14 protein-coding genes are annotated in these 16,766 nt (G+C 73.6%); 5 read left to right on the top strand and 9 right to left on the bottom strand.

All coding sequences use genetic code 11. The features are described from left to right. Positions 1-2: 2 nt before the first annotated feature. A complete protein-coding gene (locus tag V6U90_RS06780) occupies positions 3-1,160 on the bottom strand; it encodes an LLM class flavin-dependent oxidoreductase (RefSeq protein ID WP_334432241.1) in 1,158 nt (385 codons plus the stop codon). Between the two features lie 157 nt (positions 1,161-1,317). On the opposite strand from V6U90_RS06780, the gene V6U90_RS06775 reads away from it, so the two are divergent. The 4 genes from V6U90_RS06775 to V6U90_RS06760 are packed head-to-tail and all read left to right on the top strand — an operon-like array spanning position 1,318 to position 4,486. After that, positions 1,318-2,385 (top strand): ABC transporter substrate-binding protein, encoded by a 1,068-nt coding sequence (locus V6U90_RS06775; RefSeq protein WP_334432239.1) that lies wholly within the window; start codon positions 1,318-1,320, stop codon positions 2,383-2,385. After that, positions 2,382-3,164: an ABC transporter ATP-binding protein gene (locus V6U90_RS06770; protein WP_334432237.1), complete on the top strand. Its 783-nt coding sequence runs from the start codon at positions 2,382-2,384 to the stop codon at positions 3,162-3,164. The genes V6U90_RS06775 and V6U90_RS06770 overlap by 4 nt, the downstream gene beginning before the upstream one ends. Then, positions 3,154-4,032, top strand: a complete 879-nt coding sequence (locus V6U90_RS06765; RefSeq protein ID WP_334432235.1) for an ABC transporter permease — start codon at positions 3,154-3,156, stop codon at positions 4,030-4,032. The genes V6U90_RS06770 and V6U90_RS06765 overlap by 11 nt, the downstream gene beginning before the upstream one ends. 10 nt (positions 4,033-4,042) lie before the next feature. Beyond that, positions 4,043-4,486, top strand: coding sequence for an Rrf2 family transcriptional regulator (locus tag V6U90_RS06760; protein WP_334432233.1), 444 nt, complete (start codon positions 4,043-4,045; stop codon positions 4,484-4,486). Between the two features lie 58 nt (positions 4,487-4,544). On the opposite strand, the gene V6U90_RS06755 is transcribed toward V6U90_RS06760, so the two are convergent. Both V6U90_RS06755 and V6U90_RS06750 read right to left on the bottom strand, forming a co-directional pair. Beyond that, positions 4,545-5,441: a hypothetical protein gene (locus V6U90_RS06755; protein WP_334432230.1), complete on the bottom strand. Its 897-nt coding sequence runs from the start codon at positions 5,439-5,441 to the stop codon at positions 4,545-4,547. Between the two features lie 72 nt (positions 5,442-5,513). Beyond that, the gene (locus V6U90_RS06750; RefSeq protein WP_334432228.1) at positions 5,514-5,768 is read right to left on the bottom strand and encodes a hypothetical protein; all 255 of its coding nucleotides are present in this window, start codon (positions 5,766-5,768) and stop codon (positions 5,514-5,516) included. A 151-nt stretch (positions 5,769-5,919) separates the two neighbouring features. On the opposite strand from V6U90_RS06750, the gene V6U90_RS06745 reads away from it, so the two are divergent. Next, on the top strand, positions 5,920-6,111 hold the full coding sequence (locus V6U90_RS06745) for a hypothetical protein (protein ID WP_334432226.1): 192 nt from the start codon (positions 5,920-5,922) through the stop codon (positions 6,109-6,111). Between the two features lie 8 nt (positions 6,112-6,119). Here V6U90_RS06745 and V6U90_RS06740 read toward each other — a convergent pair whose 3' ends face one another. The 6 genes from V6U90_RS06740 to V6U90_RS06715 all read right to left on the bottom strand — a co-directional run bounded on the left by V6U90_RS06740 (position 6,120) and on the right by V6U90_RS06715 (position 16,567). Then, positions 6,120-7,421 (bottom strand): DEAD/DEAH box helicase, encoded by a 1,302-nt coding sequence (locus V6U90_RS06740; protein WP_334432224.1) that lies wholly within the window; start codon positions 7,419-7,421, stop codon positions 6,120-6,122. 329 nt (positions 7,422-7,750) lie between these two features. Next, positions 7,751-7,954 (bottom strand): transcription antiterminator/RNA stability regulator CspE, encoded by a 204-nt coding sequence (cspE, locus tag V6U90_RS06735; RefSeq protein ID WP_007464836.1) that lies wholly within the window; start codon positions 7,952-7,954, stop codon positions 7,751-7,753. A 237-nt stretch (positions 7,955-8,191) separates the two neighbouring features. Further along, complete coding sequence (locus tag V6U90_RS06730) at positions 8,192-11,605, bottom strand: ATP-dependent helicase (RefSeq protein WP_334432176.1); 3,414 nt, start codon at positions 11,603-11,605, stop codon at positions 8,192-8,194. Between the two features lie 104 nt (positions 11,606-11,709). Beyond that, positions 11,710-15,036, bottom strand: a complete 3,327-nt coding sequence (locus V6U90_RS06725; protein ID WP_334432480.1) for an ATP-dependent helicase — start codon at positions 15,034-15,036, stop codon at positions 11,710-11,712. Positions 15,037-15,166: 130 nt separating this feature from the next. Continuing rightward, positions 15,167-15,712, bottom strand: a complete 546-nt coding sequence (locus V6U90_RS06720; protein ID WP_334432174.1) for a TIGR00730 family Rossman fold protein — start codon at positions 15,710-15,712, stop codon at positions 15,167-15,169. Positions 15,713-15,715: 3 nt separating this feature from the next. Next, positions 15,716-16,567, bottom strand: coding sequence for a TIGR00730 family Rossman fold protein (locus tag V6U90_RS06715; protein ID WP_334432171.1), 852 nt, complete (start codon positions 16,565-16,567; stop codon positions 15,716-15,718). Positions 16,568-16,766: the final 199 nt, after the last annotated feature.

Below are 16,766 nucleotides of genomic sequence, written 5' to 3'. Positions count from 1 at the left end.
GGCTACCTCCCGGCGGGTACCGGTGCGGACGGCGCCGGGCCGGCGTCGGTGGGCGGCACGGCCCGGTCGGGCGCGGCACCGACCGGTACGCCCCGGGCGTGGCCGGTGCGGGGCAGCACCTCCGCGCCGACCCGGTACGCCTCCTCCAGGTGCGGCCAACCGGAGAGCACGAACTCGTCGACACCGAGCCCGGCGTACTCGTCGATCCGGGCCGCAACCTCGGCGTAGCTGCCGACCAGCGCGGTGCCGGCGCCCTCGCGGACCAGACCGATCCCGGCCCAGAGGTTCGGCGCGATGGTGAGCTCACCGGTCGTGCCGGCATTGAGCGCCGTCATCCGCGCCTGACCGACGGAGTCCATCCGGGCGAACCGGGCCTGGGCGGCGGCGATCCGGTCCGGGTCCATCCCGGCGAGCAGCCGGTCCGCCTCGGCCCACGCCTCGGTGGCGGTCGGCCGGGCGATGACGTGCAGCCGCAGTCCGGTGCGCAGTTCGCGGTCGTGCCCGGCGGCGAGCCGGCGGATCCGGTTGACCCGCTCGGCGATCGCGGCCGGCGGCTCGCCCCACATCAGGTACACGTCGGCCAGCCGGGCGGCCACCGCCTCGGCGGCCGGGGACGCCCCGCCGAAGTAGACCGGCGGGGTCTCGGCCAGTGGCTGGACCAGCCCGCCCCGCTCGATCCGGTAGTGCTCCCCGGCGTGGTCGAACGGGGCGCCCCGCCAGGCCTGCCGGAGCACCTCGATGAACTCCCCGGTCCGGGCGTAGCGCGCGTCGTGGTCGAGGAAGTCGCCGTACGCCCGCTGCTCGGCCGGGTCCCCGCCGGTGACGATGTTGAGGGCCAGTGGGCCACCGGTGGCCCACTGGAACGCCTCGGCCTGCTGGGCGATCAGGGTGGGCAGCGCGAAGCCGGCCCGTACCGCGACCAGGAACCGCAGCCGGCTGGTGTGCCGGGCGACCGCCGTGCAGATGATCCACGGGTCCGGGCATCCCGAGCCGACCGGGGTGAGCGCGCCGGTGAAGCCGCTCTCCTCGGCGGCGCGACCGACCCGGGCCAGGTAGTCCACGGTGGCCGCCCGGTCGTGCCGGGCGGCTCCGGCGGTGACCGTCGCGGCGCCGACCTGGTGGCCGTCCCCCGAGGTCGGCAGGAACCAGTGGAACGTCATCTGCTCGCCACCCCTCCCGATCGCCTATCGGAATAGTAGGAAAATCCCGGCACGCCGGAACAGCCCCTTCCCGAGATGTGGATGGGTCTTGACGGGAGAGGGTCGGATAATCCACTGTCCCTATCAAGCAAGTAGGAATTATGTGGATTGGACAACGATGAGACGGCTCCCCTCCCGTCGGCTGACCGCACTGGCCGCCCTCACCGTCACGGCCGTCGCCGCCCTGGCCACCGCCGGCTGCGGTGACGGGGAGAGCGCCGCGACCGCAGGCGGCGACTCCGGACCGGTGACCCTCCGACTCGGCTACTTCCCCAACATCACCCACGCTCCCGCCGTGGTGGGCGTCGAGAAGGGCATCTTCGCCGAGAAGCTCGGCAGCAACGTGAAGCTGGATACCAAGACCTTCAACGCCGGCCCGGCCGCGATCGAGGCGATCTTCTCCGGCGCCCTGGACGCCACCTACATCGGCCCGAACCCGACGGTGAACGCCTTCTCCAAGTCCAAGGGCGAGGCCGTCCGGGTCGTCTCCGGCGCCGCCTCCGGTGGGGTCGCGCTGGTGGTCAAGCCCAACATCACCTCGGTCGAGGACCTGCGCGGCAAGAAGATCGCCACCCCGCAGCTCGGCAACACCCAGGACGTGGCGATCCGCTACTGGCTCAAGGAGAAGGGACTCACCACCACCAAGGAGGGCGGCGGTGACGTCAAGATCGTCCCGCAGGAGAACGCCCAGACCATCGAGACCTTCGGCAGCGGCGCGATCGACGGCGCCTGGGTACCCGAGCCGTTCGTCTCCCGGCTGGTGAACGCGGGCGGCAAGGTCCTGGTGGACGAGCGCGACCTCTGGCCGGACAAGAAGTTCGTCATCACCAACCTGATCGTCAGCACCAAGTTCCTCAAGGCCCACCCGGACGTGGTGAAGAAGCTGGTCGAGGGGCAGGTCGCGGCGAACGAATTCGTCAACACCAAGCCGGACGAGGCACAGCAGGCGATCTCCGACCACATCGGCAAGATCACCGGCAAGCCGCTGGACCTGAAGCTGATCAAGCAGGCATGGCCGACCCTGGAGTTCCTCAACGACCCGATCGCCTCCTCGCTCAAGGCCGGGCTGGACCACGCGGTCGCCGTACAGCTCACCCAGCCGGTCGACCTCAACGGTCTCTACGACCTGAGCTTCCTCAACGAGGTGCTCAAGGCCCAGGGCAAGCCCGAGGTCCCGCAGCCATGACGTCGACCACGACGGCCCCGTCGAGCGTGACCCCCGCGGTCACGCTCGACGGCGTGACCAAAGTGTACGGGCGGGGCGAGAACGCCGTCCTCGCCCTCGACGGGGTCTCCCTCGACGTCGCGCCCGGCGAGTTCGTCTGCCTGGTCGGCGCCTCCGGGTGCGGCAAGAGCACGCTGCTCAACCTGGTCGCCGGGCTCGACCGGCCCAGCGGCGGGCAGGTCCAGGTGACCGGCCCCGAGAAGTCGGCCGGCCTGATGTTCCAGGAGCCGGCCCTCTTCCCGTGGCTGACCGTGGCGGCCAACGTGGAGCTGCCGCTCCGGCTGCGCGGCGTACCCCGCGCCGAGCGGAAGGAACGGGTCGCCGATCTGCTGCGCACCGTCCACCTCGCCGAGTTCGGTGGCAAACGGCCACACGAACTCTCCGGTGGGATGCGGCAACGGGTCGCCCTGGCCCGCACCCTGGCGCTGGACACGCCGGTGCTGCTGATGGACGAACCGTTCGGCGCACTCGACGCGATGACCCGGGACATCCTGCACGACGAGCTGGAACGGATCTGGTCCGAGCGTCAGCTCAGCGTGCTCTTCGTGACCCACAACGTCCGGGAGGCGGCCCGGTTGGCCGACCGGATCATCCTGCTCTCCAGCCGCCCCGGGCGGATCATCTACTCCACCCGGGTCGACATCCCCCGGCCGCGTCGCATCGACTCCGCCGAGATCGCCGCGATCGCCGCCGAGGTCACCGACCGGCTGCGTACGGAGGTGGGCCGGCATGGCCAGTGACACCCTCGCCCGGACCGGCTCCGGCACCCTGTCCGGACTGGACGCACTCGACCTGGCCACCCAGGAGAAGGGCGCGTCCCGGCTGGGCCGGCTCTGGTCGGCCACCTGGCCGAAGATCGCCGCCCTGGCCCTGGCGCTCGGCATCTGGCAGGTCGTCGTCTGGACCGGCTGGAAGGAACCCTGGGCGCTGCCCGGGCCGGTCACCGTCCTGTCCGACCTCGGCAGCTACCTGCTCACCTCCGCGCTCTGGGACGGACTGGCCACCACCGCCCGACGGGCTGCGGTCGGATTCGTCGCCGCACTGGTCGTCGGGTTGCTGACCGGTCTGGCGGTGGCCCGGGTCCGGGTCCTGCGGGCCGCGCTCGGCTCCATGATCACCGCGTTGCAGACCATGCCGTCGATCGCCTGGTTCCCGCTGGCGATCCTGCTCTTCCAGCTCAGTGAGCAGGCGATCTTCTTCGTGGTGGTACTCGGTGCCGCGCCGTCCATCGCCAACGGGGTGATCCACGGCGTGGACTACGTACCACCGATCCTGATCCGGGCCGGTCGCAACATCGGCGCCCGGGGGCTCAACCTCTACCGGTACGTCATCGCGCCGGCCGCCCTACCGGCCATCGTGGCCGGGCTGAAGCAGGGCTGGGCGTTCGCCTGGCGCAGCCTGATGGCCGGTGAACTGCTGGTGGTGATCGCCACCAAGACCTCGATCGGCGCCCAGCTCACCTACGCCCGGGAACTGTCCGAGGCGCCCCGGCTGATCGCCATCATGATCGTGATCCTGGTGATCGGTCTGCTGGTGGACTCGGCCTTCGGGGCGGCGGACAAGGCCATCCGGCGCCGGTGGGGCGTACTCGACCAGGCCGGTAGCTAGGGGACCGGACATGCACGTCTCCGCACGCAGTGAGTACGCACTCCGGGCCATGCTCGCCGTCGCCGCCGGACGCGACGGGCAACTGGTCAAGGCCGCCACGCTCGCCACCAGCCAGGACATCCCACTCAGCTTCCTCCAGGGCATCCTGCTCGACCTACGCCGGGGCGGCCTCCTGATCAGCCACCGGGGCACCGACGGCGGATACGCCCTGGCCCGGCCGGCAGCCGAGATCACCGTCGGCGACATCCTGCGCGCGGTCAACGGCTCCCTGACCACGGTCCGTGGCCAGCCCGCCGGCCGGGCCACTTACCACGGCAACGCCATCGGACTCCGGGCGGTGTGGCTGGCGGTGCACCACGCCATCGAGGACGTGGTCGACGCCGCCAGCCTGGCCGACCTGCTCGGCGGGCAGGTCGGCGGGCAGGTCCCGGCCGGGGCCGACCCGGGCCGGTGAGCCCGGCCACCGGCCGGGGTCGGCCCCGGCCGGTGGCCGGTACCCGGCAGAGCCGGACTCAGAGCGGCCGGACCGAGGCCAGCGCGTCGTCCACCACCCAGTCCAGGTGCCGGTGGGTACCCGGGATCGAGACGTAGAAGACCGCCGCGGTGGACCGGCCGACGTCGATGCAGGCCACAGCGGCCAGTTCGTTGGTGGCCCGCAACCCGGCCCGCTTGAAGTGCAGCCGGAACTTCGTCACCCAGGCCGGACGGCCACCGATGGTGGTCCGCCCGTCGGCCAGCAACTCCATCCGGGTCGGCTGCGGGTAGTACTCGGCGCGGACGTCGGCGGCGACCTGCCGGCCGACGCAGGCCAGGTCGAAGGTCAACGCGTCGTTCTCCGCCGCCGGCACCGCCGCCGAGAGGATCGAGGCGTGGTAGTCACTGCCCCCGTCGTACTTCTCCTCGGTGACGAAGTGCTGCCCGACCCGGTACGGCACCTCCAGGGTGCCCGCGTTCCACACCTCGGCCCAGGGCAACCAGGGCGCCCCGTACCGCCGGTAGGAGATGCCGGCCGCCTCGTCGACCGTACGCTGACCGGTCTGCACCGACCCGGATGGCGGGGGGCCGGGATCGGGCACGGTCGGCGCGTCCGGCGCCGCACCGGACGGTCCGGTCACGGCCGGCGACGGGCAGAGCCGGGCCAGCGGGGGCCGGACATCGGCCGGGGCCGCAGGACGTCCACGGAACGGCTGCGGGTTGCCGGAGAGAGTCACGCCGAGCACCACGACCAGGCCGATCACCAGGACCGCACCCGCCGCACCGGCGAACCACCACAGCCGCCGGGTGGCCCCGGACGACGGCGGGACCACCGGACCCGTCGGCACCGTCGGGGTCCCGACCGGAGCGGAGTACCGCCGGGTGACCGGCCCGGACCGCCACTGCGGACCGGGCGGCAACGGATTGAGACTCATGACAGAAAGTGAACACCACGCAGGAAAGAAAGCGGCAACAGGCCGGGGGTGGTCACGCCACCACCGGCCCGCTCAGCTTGCCACCCCCGGCACCCGGGACGGCCCACCCACCATGTCGGCTGCGGTGAGGCCGTTGCTGGACACCGGCTCGGCCGGGCTGTTCAGATCGACCACCGCCGCCGGACGCCGGCCCGTCGGGGCCGGATACCAGGGCGCGAAGGCCGCCAGCAGGGCCAGCAGCAACCCGCCGGCCCCCAGTAACAGGACGAACAGAATCTCGCGTACGGCTGCTGCGCGTACCGCCGCCGTACCGGCGCGGACCGCCATCGCCTACCCCTCCCGGTACGGGTCACCGCGACCCGTACGCCTCCGCGCCCAGGATCGCCCATCCGGGGCGCCGAAACAGTCAGCGATCGGACCCAATCCGCCATCCGCACGGATACCTAGGTACCGCGCCACAATGGCCCGGTGATCCCCGTTGAACTGGCTCGGCGGGGACCAGCTCCGGGAACTGCTGGGCGGTACGTTCCGCGGACTGCGCCGGGACACGGACGCCTGGACCGTCCGGCTCGGCCTGCCGGGCGGCGGCCCGGTGGAGATCAGCCGGCCCGGTCCGGCCGAGGCGTACGGCGAGGCGCTGCTCCGCCTGATCCGCCTCGGCACGGACTGAGCTGACGGTCAGACCGGCCGGGACGCAGCGGGCCGGCGGGATCGACGCGGCCGACCCGAGCCACGGTGCGCCGGGCGGCCCGGAGTGCCCCGGCCCGCCGGTGCGGGCGGCGTGGGGACGGCGATGGTGACCGGCACCCCGGACGGTACCTGGGCACCGGTGACCTGGGTCAGCGCCTCGTCGCCGGGGCGTACGGTGACCGACTTCGGGCGGATCCCGGCGGTGTTCATCATCCGGGCGATGTCCCGGCGCTGCTCCGGCAGGACCAGGGTCACCACGGTGCCGGTCTCCCCCGCCCGGGCGGTCCGGCCGCCCCGGTGCAGGTAGTCCTTCGCCTCGGTCGGCGGGTCCACGTTGACCACCAGATCGAGGCCGTCGACGTGGATGCCCCGCGCCGCCACGTCCGTCGCGACCAGCGCGGTCACCTGGCCGGTGCGGAACTGCTCCAGGACCCGGGTCCGCTGCGGCTGGGACTTGCCGCCGTGCAGTGCGGCGGCGCGTACCCCGCTGGCCAGCAGTTGGCGGGCCAGCCGGTCGGCACGGTGCTTCGTACCCATGAAGAGGATCGTGCGGCCGTCCCGGGCGGCGATCTGGGTCACCGCGGCGGCCTTGTCGAGCGGGTCCACGTGCAGCAGGTGGTGGGTCATCGCGCTGACCGTCGCGGTACCCGGGTCCACCGAGTGCGACACCGGGTCGGTGAGGAACCGACGGACCAGCCGGTCCACACCGGAGTCCAGGGTGGCGGAGAAGAGCATCCGCTGCCCGTCCGGCGCCACCTGCTCCAGGAGCTTCGTCACCTGCGGCAGGAAGCCCATGTCGGCCATCTGGTCGGCCTCGTCGAGGACCGTGACGGCCACCTGGTCCAGCCGGCAGTCACCCCGGTTGATCAGGTCGTGCAGCCGACCCGGGGTGGCCACCACCACCTCGGCACCGGCCCGCAGCGCGTCGGCCTGGCGCTGCAGCGACAGCCCGCCGACGACGGTGGCACAACGCAGGCCGACCGCCGTGGCGTACGGCGCCAGTGCGGTGGTCACCTGCTGGGCCAGTTCCCGGGTCGGTACCAGGACCAGGGCGAGCGGGCGACCGGGCCGGGCCCGTCGGCCGGCCGTACGGGACAGCAGCGGCAGCCCGAAAGCCAGGGTCTTGCCGGAGCCGGTACGCCCACGGCCGAGCACGTCCCGGCCGGCGAGCGAGTCCGGCAGCGTGGCCGCCTGGATCGGGAACGGATCGGTGATGCCCTGCGCGGTCAGCTCCCGGTGCAGGGCGGGAGCGAGCGCGGCATCAGTAAAGGAAACGATGGTGCGGGTCATGTCAGGACCTTCCTCGCAGGCGGCACGTGTCGAGGAAGGCGCCGGGACCGGTCGACCGGTCGGGGCGCTGTCACCGGGCGCTGCCCGGTGGTCGCAAGCACGAACCTGGGTGGTACGCGGATCCGGCCCGCGTCCCGTGCGGAACGCGGGCCGGATCGCGTCACCGTGCCGGGTCGGCACGATGGTGGAACAGTCCACCGGGCCGGCAGCGGCACGGTGGTGGAACAGACCACCGGAGCGTGGTACCCCCGGCGGCGGGACGCGTCAACCTGCCGAACCGGCAGGTGGCGTCACCGGGCCGCGGGTGGCGACGGTGGTCGGGCGGAAGCTCAGAGCGGGCGGATGTTCTCCGCCTGCGGGCCCTTCTGGCCCTGGGTCACCTCGAACTCGACCCGCTGGTTCTCGTCCAGGCTCCGGTAGCCGGAGGACTGGATCGCCGAGAAGTGGGCGAAGACGTCGGCGCCGCCGCCGTCCGGGGTGATGAAGCCGAAGCCCTTGTCAGCGTTGAACCACTTGACGGTGCCAATTGCCATGTGTTTCGTCTCCTTGACGGAACGATCGGACCCACACCTGTTGTGGGGCCGAAGAGGATCGTCCACGCCGGCAGGCGTGGATCGACTGTCGATTCTGGTCGCCCCATCCGGAGAACTCCGGACATAACAAACGGCGCCTGGGGCCACAATCCCGCCAGGCGCACGCCACGTCTTTGAGACTGAACTGCGGAAGTCTCTGGGAACCAAAACTGCAACCCGACAAACATAGCACGCCCGTCAGCGGGGGCGCTCGGGGATGCCGACAATCAACGCGGCCAGCCCTTCTGCGTCCAGCAGGTCCGCCGGCCGGACCGTCACCCCGGCCCGAACGTAGTGAAAGGCCGCCCGGACCCGGTCCACCGGGACCCCGGCCAGCTCCGCCCAGGCCAACCGGTACGCCGCCAACTGCACGGCAGCCGCCTCGGCGGCCGGCCCGTCCGGCTGTCGGCCGGTCTTCCAGTCGACCACGTCGTACCGGTCACCGGGGGCGGTGAAGACCGCGTCCATCCGGCCACGGACCACCACCCCGGCGATCACTGTGGCGAACGGCACTTCCACTTCCAGCGGTACCCGGTCGGCCCACTCGCTGGCCAGGAAGCGCTCCTGCAACTCGACCAGCTCCCCGTCCGGCGCGGCGTCGGAGTCCGCCGCACCCGGCAGTTCGTCGACGTCCAGCAGTCGCGGTGCCCCGAACCGCTCCTCCAGCCAGGCGTGGAAGGCGGTACCCCGACGGGCGTACGGGTCGGGGCGGGCCGGCATCGGCCGGCGCAGCACCCCGGCCAGGGCCTGCGGATCGCGGCGCAGGGCCACCAGCTGGGAGACCGAGAGCTGCCCGGGCAGGGCGACCTCCACCGGCCCGTCCCGCCCGACCAGGGCGGCCCGCTCGGCCAGCAGCAGATCCACCTCCCGGTGCCACCCCCGGACCACCTCGTCCGGCTCCGGCAGCTCGGGTGCCGTCCGGCCTGGGTCAGCCGGGTCCAGATCCGTCCGGTCCGGGTCACCGGCATCGGGCGGCGGGTCGGCCAGGAACCGGCGGACCAGGGCCGCACCCTCCGCCATCACCGGCCGTCGGGCGCCGAGCGGGTCGGCCGGCCACTCGGCCCGGAGTACCACCTCGGTGGTCGGGTTGACGGCATCCCCCGCCGGCTCCGGCGCCCAGGCGTCCACCACGTACCCGTCCCGGCCGTCCAGGCAGGCGTCGTGGATCTCGGTCAGCAGCACCGACGGACCACGCGGACGCTTCGTCCCCTCACCCCACCAGTAGCCGGAGCAGAGCAGCAGGCGGCGCGGTCGGGTGACCGCGACGTACGCCAGCCGGCGCTCCTCCCGCTCGTCGTGCGCCCGCCACCGGTCGGTGAAGGCCGCCAGCGCGCCCGCCACCCCGCGCTGGTCCTCGGCGCCGGCCAGCTCCAGCGCCGGCAGCCCGTCCGCGTCGCCGCGCAACGGGAACGGCAGCACCCCGAGCCCGCCCAGATAGTGGTCGGAGTTACGGACCGGCCCGGGCCAGACCCCCCGGGTCAGCCCGGCGACCGCCACCACGTCCCATTCCAACCCCTTGGCCGCGTGCGCGGTGAGTAGCTGCACCGCCCCCTCCACCACCTCCACCTCGCCGGGGGCCAGGCCCCGCTCGGAGTCCTCGGCGGCAGCCAGGAAGGCGAGGAAGGCCGACAGCGGCGCCCCGGCGGACTCCCCGGCGAACCGGGCGGCCACGTCACCCAGGGCGTCCAGATGACCACGGGCCAGCCCGGCGTCCCCACCGGCACCACCCCGCCCGGCCCGGACCGCGACCTCCACGTCCAGCCCCATGGTCCGTTCCACGTCGGCGACCAGGTCCGGCAACGGCTGGTCCAACCGGTAGCGCAGCCGGGCCAGCTCGTCGGCGTACGCGCGCAGCCGGGAATACCCCTGGACCGAGTACGCCTGCGCCGGGCCGAGATCGGCCAGCGCCTCCACCAGGGTCGCCTCGTCGAGCCGGTCGGTGACTATCTCGTCCTCCGCCGTCGGCCGGCCGGGACCGGACCGCCGGGCCGAGGCGAGTGACTTCGCCCGGCGGTGCAGCGCCACCAGGTCCCGGGGGCCGATCCGCCAGCGGGGACCGGTGAGCAGCCGCAGCAGCGCGGCGCCGTCGGTCGGGTCGGCCAGCACCCGGAGGGTGCAGACCACGTCCCGGACCTCCGGGGTGTCCAGCAGACCACCGAGCCCCACCACCTCGACCGGCAGGCCCCGCTGCCGCAACGCGGTCTCGATGGCCGGCAGCTGGCTGCGCAGCCGGACCAGCACGGCAGCCGTCGGCCGGCGGTCCAGCGGAATCTGCTCGGGCAGCGCGCCGGGCATCCGGGCGGCACCACGCCAGGCGGCGAGCAGGCTGTCCGCGATCCACTCCGCCTCGTCGGCGTAGCTGGGCAGCAGGGCGCAGTGCACGGTGCCGCCGGGGGCACCCCGGCCGGTACGCCCCGGCACCGGTTCGGCGACGGTCAGCGCCGGGTGCAGTTCCGGTACCCGGGCCCCGGCGGCCCGCAACGGGGCGGCGAGGGCGTTGGCGACCCGGAGGATCTCCGGCCGGTTGCGCCAGCTGGTGGTGAGCGAGAGCGTCCCGGCGGGTCGACCGGAGGTGACGGTGAACTCGGCCGGGAACCGGTCCAGGGTGCCGGCGCTGGCACCGCGCCAGCCGTAGATGGACTGGCAGGGGTCACCCACGGCGGTGACCGGGTGACCGCCGCCGAAGAGCGAGTTCAGCAGCACCACCTGGGCGTGGCTGGTGTCCTGGTACTCGTCGAGCAGCACCACCCGGTACCGGTCCCGTTCGATCGCACCGACCTCCGGGTGGTCCCGGGCGACCCGAGCCGCCCGGGAGAGCTGGTCACCGAAGTCCATCGCCTCGAAGTCGTCCTTGCGCTGCTGGTACGCCCGCACCAGGGGCAGCAGCTTCAGCCGGGTCTGCTGCACGGCCAGCGCCCGCCGGACGTCGGCGTAGAGCCGCCCGGGTCGGGACTGCACGTCGGCGAAGAACCGGCCGGTCCAGGCCGCCAGCTCGTCCGGGGTGACCAGGTGCTCGGCCAGCTCACCGGCGAGGGCCAGCACCGCGTCGGTGATGGTGCCGGGGGCCCGGTCCACCTCCGACATGTCCCCGTCGTAGTTGCGGACCAGCAGCTCGACCAGTTGCCACCGGGACGCCTCGGTGAGCAGCCGGGTGGCCGGCTCGTACCCGGACCGAAGCCCGTGCTCGGTGACGATCCGGGCCGCGTAGGAGTGGTAGGTGGCCACCGCCGGTTCGCCACCGAGCAGGTCCCCGGCCGGGTCGCGGTCCTGCCGACCGAGCCGGCGGACCAGCTGGTCGAGCCGGGTCCGGATGCGGTGGCCGAGTTCACCGGCGGCCTTGCGGGTGAAGGTGAGCCCGAGGATCTGCTCGGGCCGGACGTACGAGTTGGCGACCAGCCAGACCACCCGCGCCGCCATGGTCTCGGTCTTGCCGGAGCCGGCCCCGGCGACCACCAGCAACGGTTCGACCGGGGCGGCGATGATGGCCGCCTGCTCGCGGGTGGGTGCCGGCAGCCGCAGCAGTCGCGCCAGCTCGACCGGGGTGTAGCGGGGACCGGCGTCGGCGGTCCGCTGCGTCTGGGTCGGTGCGCGGAACAGCGAGGGCTGGGTCACGGTATCGCCCTAGTTCGCGACTGCGGGGCTCGCAAGCTCACTCCTCGCGCTCACGGTATCGCCCTGATTCGCGACTGCGGGGCTCGCAAGCTCACTCCTCGCACTCACGGTGAACTCTCAGGGCGGATGGTCGGCGGCTCGACCACCTGGCGCCCCTGCCCGGACACCGGGCAACTCGTACGCACCGGGCAGACCCGGCATTTGCTGTTGGCGACGGCGGCAAAGGTGGCGGCGGCCATCGTATCGGCGGTCCGCCGGACCATCGCCCTGGCCCAGCCCGCCTCGGCCGCCTCGTCGACCGGAGCCTGGGTCTGCTCCCGGGCGTCCCGGCCCGTGGTGCCGAGCTGCACCAGGGCGGCCCCGCCCGACTCCGTGCCGAACTCGGCGAACCCCCCGGACTCCACCGCCACCTGGTAGGCGCCGAGCTGCGGATGCTCGGCCAACTCGGCGCCGGTGGCGGCGGTGGTCCGGCCGGTCTTCAGGTCGACCACCACGAGCCGGCCGTCGGCGTCGACCTCCAGCCGGTCCACCCGACCGACCAGCTCGACCGGGCGGGCCGGATCGTCGAGCCGGACGGCGAACTCCTGCTCGATGGCGAGCAGCCGGCGCGGGTTACCGGCCAGCCAGCGGAGCAGCTTGTCGACCATCGCCTCGGCGCGGGACTGCTCCGCCCCGGTCATCCACCGGGCGGCCAACTCGATCGCGTCGAACCGCCCGGCGACGTACTCCAGCAGCTTGCCCCGGTCGGCGCTGGCGTCCTCGGCCAGCATCGCCGCCGCGTGCACCAGGTTGCCGACGCCCTGCGCGGCGCTGGGCGGCCCCGTGCCGCCGTGCCGTTCCAGCAACCAGCGCAGGCTGCACCGGAGTGCGCTCTCCATGCTCGACGGGGTGACCCGGACCGGCTCGCCCTCGTCGACCAGCGGCCGATCGTCGGAAAGACCGCGCAGCCCCCACCACTCGTCCGGATGCGCGCCGGGCACCCCGGCGGCGGCCAACCGGGCCAGCTCGGCCGCCGCCGCGTGCCGCCGGGTGAGCGGCGCGGCCGGGTCGGTGGCCGTGGTACGCAGCTCGGCGACGAGCGCGGCGAGGGTGAGGGCCCGGGGCGGCCGGCCGACCGGCAGCTCGACCGGACCGTCCTCGCCCGACGCCGCTGCCGGCACGGTCGGGCCCAACTCGTGGAGGAACCGGCTGGGCTGTTCCTCGTGGTCGGTGCCGCCCACCGCCGCCGAGTCGACCGCGCTGACCAGCAGCCGGCGCCGCGCCCGGGTGACCGCCACGTAGAAGAGCCGGCGTTCCTCGTCGAGCAGCGCGGAAGTCTGCCCGACCAGACCGGCCACGGTGCCGGTACCGTCGGCCCGCCCGGCGAGCACGTCGACCAGCCGTTCCGAGCCGAGCAGGCTGCCCCGCAGCCGCAGGTCCGGCCAGATCCCCTCCTGCACCCCGGCGACCGCCACCACGTCCCACTCCAGGCCCTTGGCCGCGTGGGCGGTGAGCAGCCGGACCGCCTCACCTCGGTCGGCGGTCGGGGCGAGCGTGTCCGCGGGGAGCTGCTGGCCCAGCACGTGGTCGAGGAAGACCTCGGTACGCGCACCGGGCAGCCGGTCGACGAACCGGGCCGCCGCGTCGAAGAGCACCATCACCGCGTCCAGGTCCCGGTCGGCCGCCGCCGCCCGCCAGCGGGAGGCCGCCTCCCCCTCCCCCGCCGCCGGCCCGCCCCGGCTCCCGGCGGCCCAGCGCTCGGCCAGTCCGCTGGCCCGCCAGACCGCCCAGAGCACGGTCTCCGCCGTCGCGCCGGGCGCCACCGCAGCCTCCCGGGCGGTGGCGAGCAGGCCGGCCACCACCTGCGCCGGCTCGGCCCAGCGCCGGTCGACACCGGCCAGTACCGCCGGGTCACGCAGCGCCTCGACGACCAGGTCCCCGGAGGGCCGCCGGTCACCGGCGGCCAGGGCGAGCGCCCGCAGCCCCTGCCGCAGCCGCCGCTCGGCCAACGGATCCGCCCCGCCCAGCGGCGAGTGGAGCAGCGCGACGGCGGCCTCCTCGTCCAGCCGGGCCGGCTCCAGCGCGCAACGGAGCAGGAGCAGCAGCGGGGCCACCGCCGGCTGCTGGTGCAGCGGCAGGTCCTCGGCGTGCACCACGGTGGGTACCCCGGCGGTGTGCAGGGCCCGCTGCACCGACGGCAGTTGCAGTGCGGTCGACCGGACCAGCACGGCCATCCGGGACCAGGGCACCCCGTCGAGCAGGTGCGCCGAGCGGAGTGCGTGCGCCAGGTAGGCCGCCTCGCTGGTCGCCGAGCGGAACACGCGTACCTCGACGGTGCCCGGTTCGGCGTCGGGACGGGGAGACAGCCGGCGGTGGCCGCCCGGACCGCGCAACCGCCGGGCCAGCCGCCCGGTCGCGGCGAGCAGACCGGTACCCGCGCGGTAGGAGGTGTCCAGCACCACCGTCCGGGCGGGTACCCCGGAGGCGGTACGGAACCGGTGGGCGAAGGCACCCACCACGGCCGGATCCGCACCCCGGAAGGCGTACGTCGACGAGTCCGGATCGGCGAAGGCGATCAGCGACCGCCCCCCGCCGGCCACCATCGCCAGCAGGTCCACCTGGGCCGGATCGGTGTCGGCCAGCTCGTCGACGTAGACGTACGCCAGCCGGTGCCGCTCGGCGTCGAGCAGTTCGGGGTCGTCGGCGAGCAGGCCGGTGGCCGCCCGGACCAGCTCCGCCGGGTCGTACGCGACGGAACCCCGGTTGCTGACGTCCCGGAGGGCGAGGACGGCGACGTACTCCCGGAGGAAGCGGGCCGCAGCCGGCCAGTCGGCCCGGCCCAGCCGCTCGCCCAGCCGGGCCAGCTCGACCGGGCCGATGCCCCGCTCGGTGGCCCGTTGCAGCAGGTCCCGTAGTTGGCCGGCGAAGGCCCGGGTACGCAGCGCGGGGCGCAGCTCCTCCGGCCAGCCGACCGGGTCGTCGCCTTCCGCCGGATCGGGGCGCTCCGGGTCCGGGGCGGTCACCCCGTCGACCATGTCCAGCAGCTCGCGGATGATCAGATCCTGCTCGGGCCCGGTGAGCAGCCGGGGCGACGGCTCACCCCGCTCGGCCGCCGAACGGCGGAGCAGGCCGAAGGCGTACCCTGGGAAGGTGCGCACGAGCGGCTCGTGCACCACCCGGCGCCCGCCCCCGGCGATCCGCGCCTCGATCCGGTGGCGCAGCGCGGTGGCCTGCCGCCGACCGAAGGTGAGCACCAGGATCCGCTCCGGATCGACGCCCTCGTCGACCCGGGCGGCGACCGCCTCGACCAGGGTCTCCGTCTTGCCGGTACCGGGACCACCGAGGACCAGCAGCGGGCCCTGGGTGTGCGCGACCACCTCCCGCTGCCGGGGGTCGTCGTGGCGGGCCGGCGCGGCCTCCGCCGGCCGGCGGACCAGCCGGTACGCCTGCATGGCGCCCATCTCACCATGCCCGTGCGACACCCGGCGAACCGGACATCCCACCGTTCCGCACGCACCCGGAGCACCGACCCGTTCCGGTCCACCGACCCGCTGCCCGGCCGGGTGACCCGGGACCGGGGCGTCAGGCGAGGCGGGACTCGATCGCGTCGAGCGCCGCCGGCACCGAGTCGACCACGGTGAGCAGGTCGAGCCCGGCCGGACGGATGAAACCCTCCCCGGTGAGCCGGGCCAACCATTCGGTCAGCGGCCGGTAGAACCCATCGGTGTCCACCAGCACCATCGGCTTGCGGTGCATCGCCAGGGTGGCGGTGGTCCAGACCTCGAAAAGCTCGTCGAGGGTGCCCAGCCCGCCGGGCAGGGTCAGGAACGCGTCCGACTTGTCGATCATCGCGGTCTTGCGGCTGGCCATCCCGTCGGTCACCACCAGTTCGTCGGAGGCCACGTCGGCGACTTCAAGGTCGACCAGCGCCTGCGGGATCACCCCGATGGTGGGGGCACCGGCGGCGCGTGCCCCGTCGGCCACCGCCCCCATCATCCCGACGCAACCGCCGCCGGAGACCAGGGTGTGCCCCCGCCGGCCGATCTCCTCACCGGTGAACGTGGCCAGGTCCAGGTAACGCTGGTCGAGGGTGCGTGAGGAGGCACAGAAGACGCAGATGGCGGCCATCGCTCAGAACCTCCGCCCGGCGTCGGCCGCACCCCGACGGGCCGCCTCGGTCTGCGCCTCGGCCGTCTCATGGAGCGCCTCCTGCTCGGCGGTGAGCGCCGCGTCGGCGTCCACGATGTGCCGGACCGCGGCGGCCACGTCGTCGGTCAGGCAGATCAGGTCCAGGTCCGCGGGCCCGATCTTGCCGTCGGCGGCCATGGTGTCCCGCAGCCAGTCGAGCAGACCCCGCCAGTAGTCGGTACCCATCAGCACCACCGGGAAGCGGGTCACCTTGCCGGTCTGCACCAGGGTCAGCGCCTCGAACAGCTCGTCCATCGTGCCGAACCCGCCGGGCAGGACGACGAAGGCCTGGGCGTACTTGACGAACATGGTCTTGCGGGCGAAGAAGTACCGGAAGTCGATGGCCAGGTCGACCCACTCGTTGATGCCCTGCTCGAAGGGGAGTTCGATGCCCAACCCGACGGAGAGCCCACCGGCCTCGGTGGCGCCCCGGTTGGCCGCCTCCATCACCCCCGGCCCGCCACCGGTGATCACCGCGTAACCGGCGCGGGCCAGCGCCCCGCCCAGTTCCTCGGCCATCCGCCACTCCGGGCTCTCCGGCTTGCTGCGGGCGGAGCCGAAGACGCTGACCGCCGGGGGCAGGTCGGCGAGGGTGTCGAAGCCCTCGACGAACTCCGAGAGGATGCGCAGGGCCCGCCACGCGTCCTTGGTCTTCCAGTCCTCGCGCCCCCGCGAGTCGAGCAGCCGCTGGTCCGCCGTGCTGGTCGGGATGGCGCTGCGGCGCAGGGTGACCGCGCCCCGGTGCCGTTCCCGGCCGACGACTCCGGGCTGTTCGGCGGCGTGTTTGTGGTTCATGGGGGAAACGGTAGTGGAGTGACCTGGCCGCAGCGCGGAAGGCGTCGGACCGGACGACCGAAAGATGACAGGAAGGATGAGGTTCGCAGGCAACTAATTCGGTCGCAGGTGCGTCTTACCATTCACATACCGGGTATGCCTGGCAGACGCGGCGGACAGACCAGGGCCGCCGTGGGTGCGCAGTGCCGCGTCTCTCGGG

Origin of the sequence: Micromonospora sp. CPCC 206060 (genome assembly GCF_036906895.1) — a bacterium.
Lineage (GTDB): Bacteria > Actinomycetota > Actinomycetes > Mycobacteriales > Micromonosporaceae > Micromonospora.
Note: the sequence above shows the minus strand (reverse complement) of the source record. Positions and strands in the feature narration are given on the sequence as shown.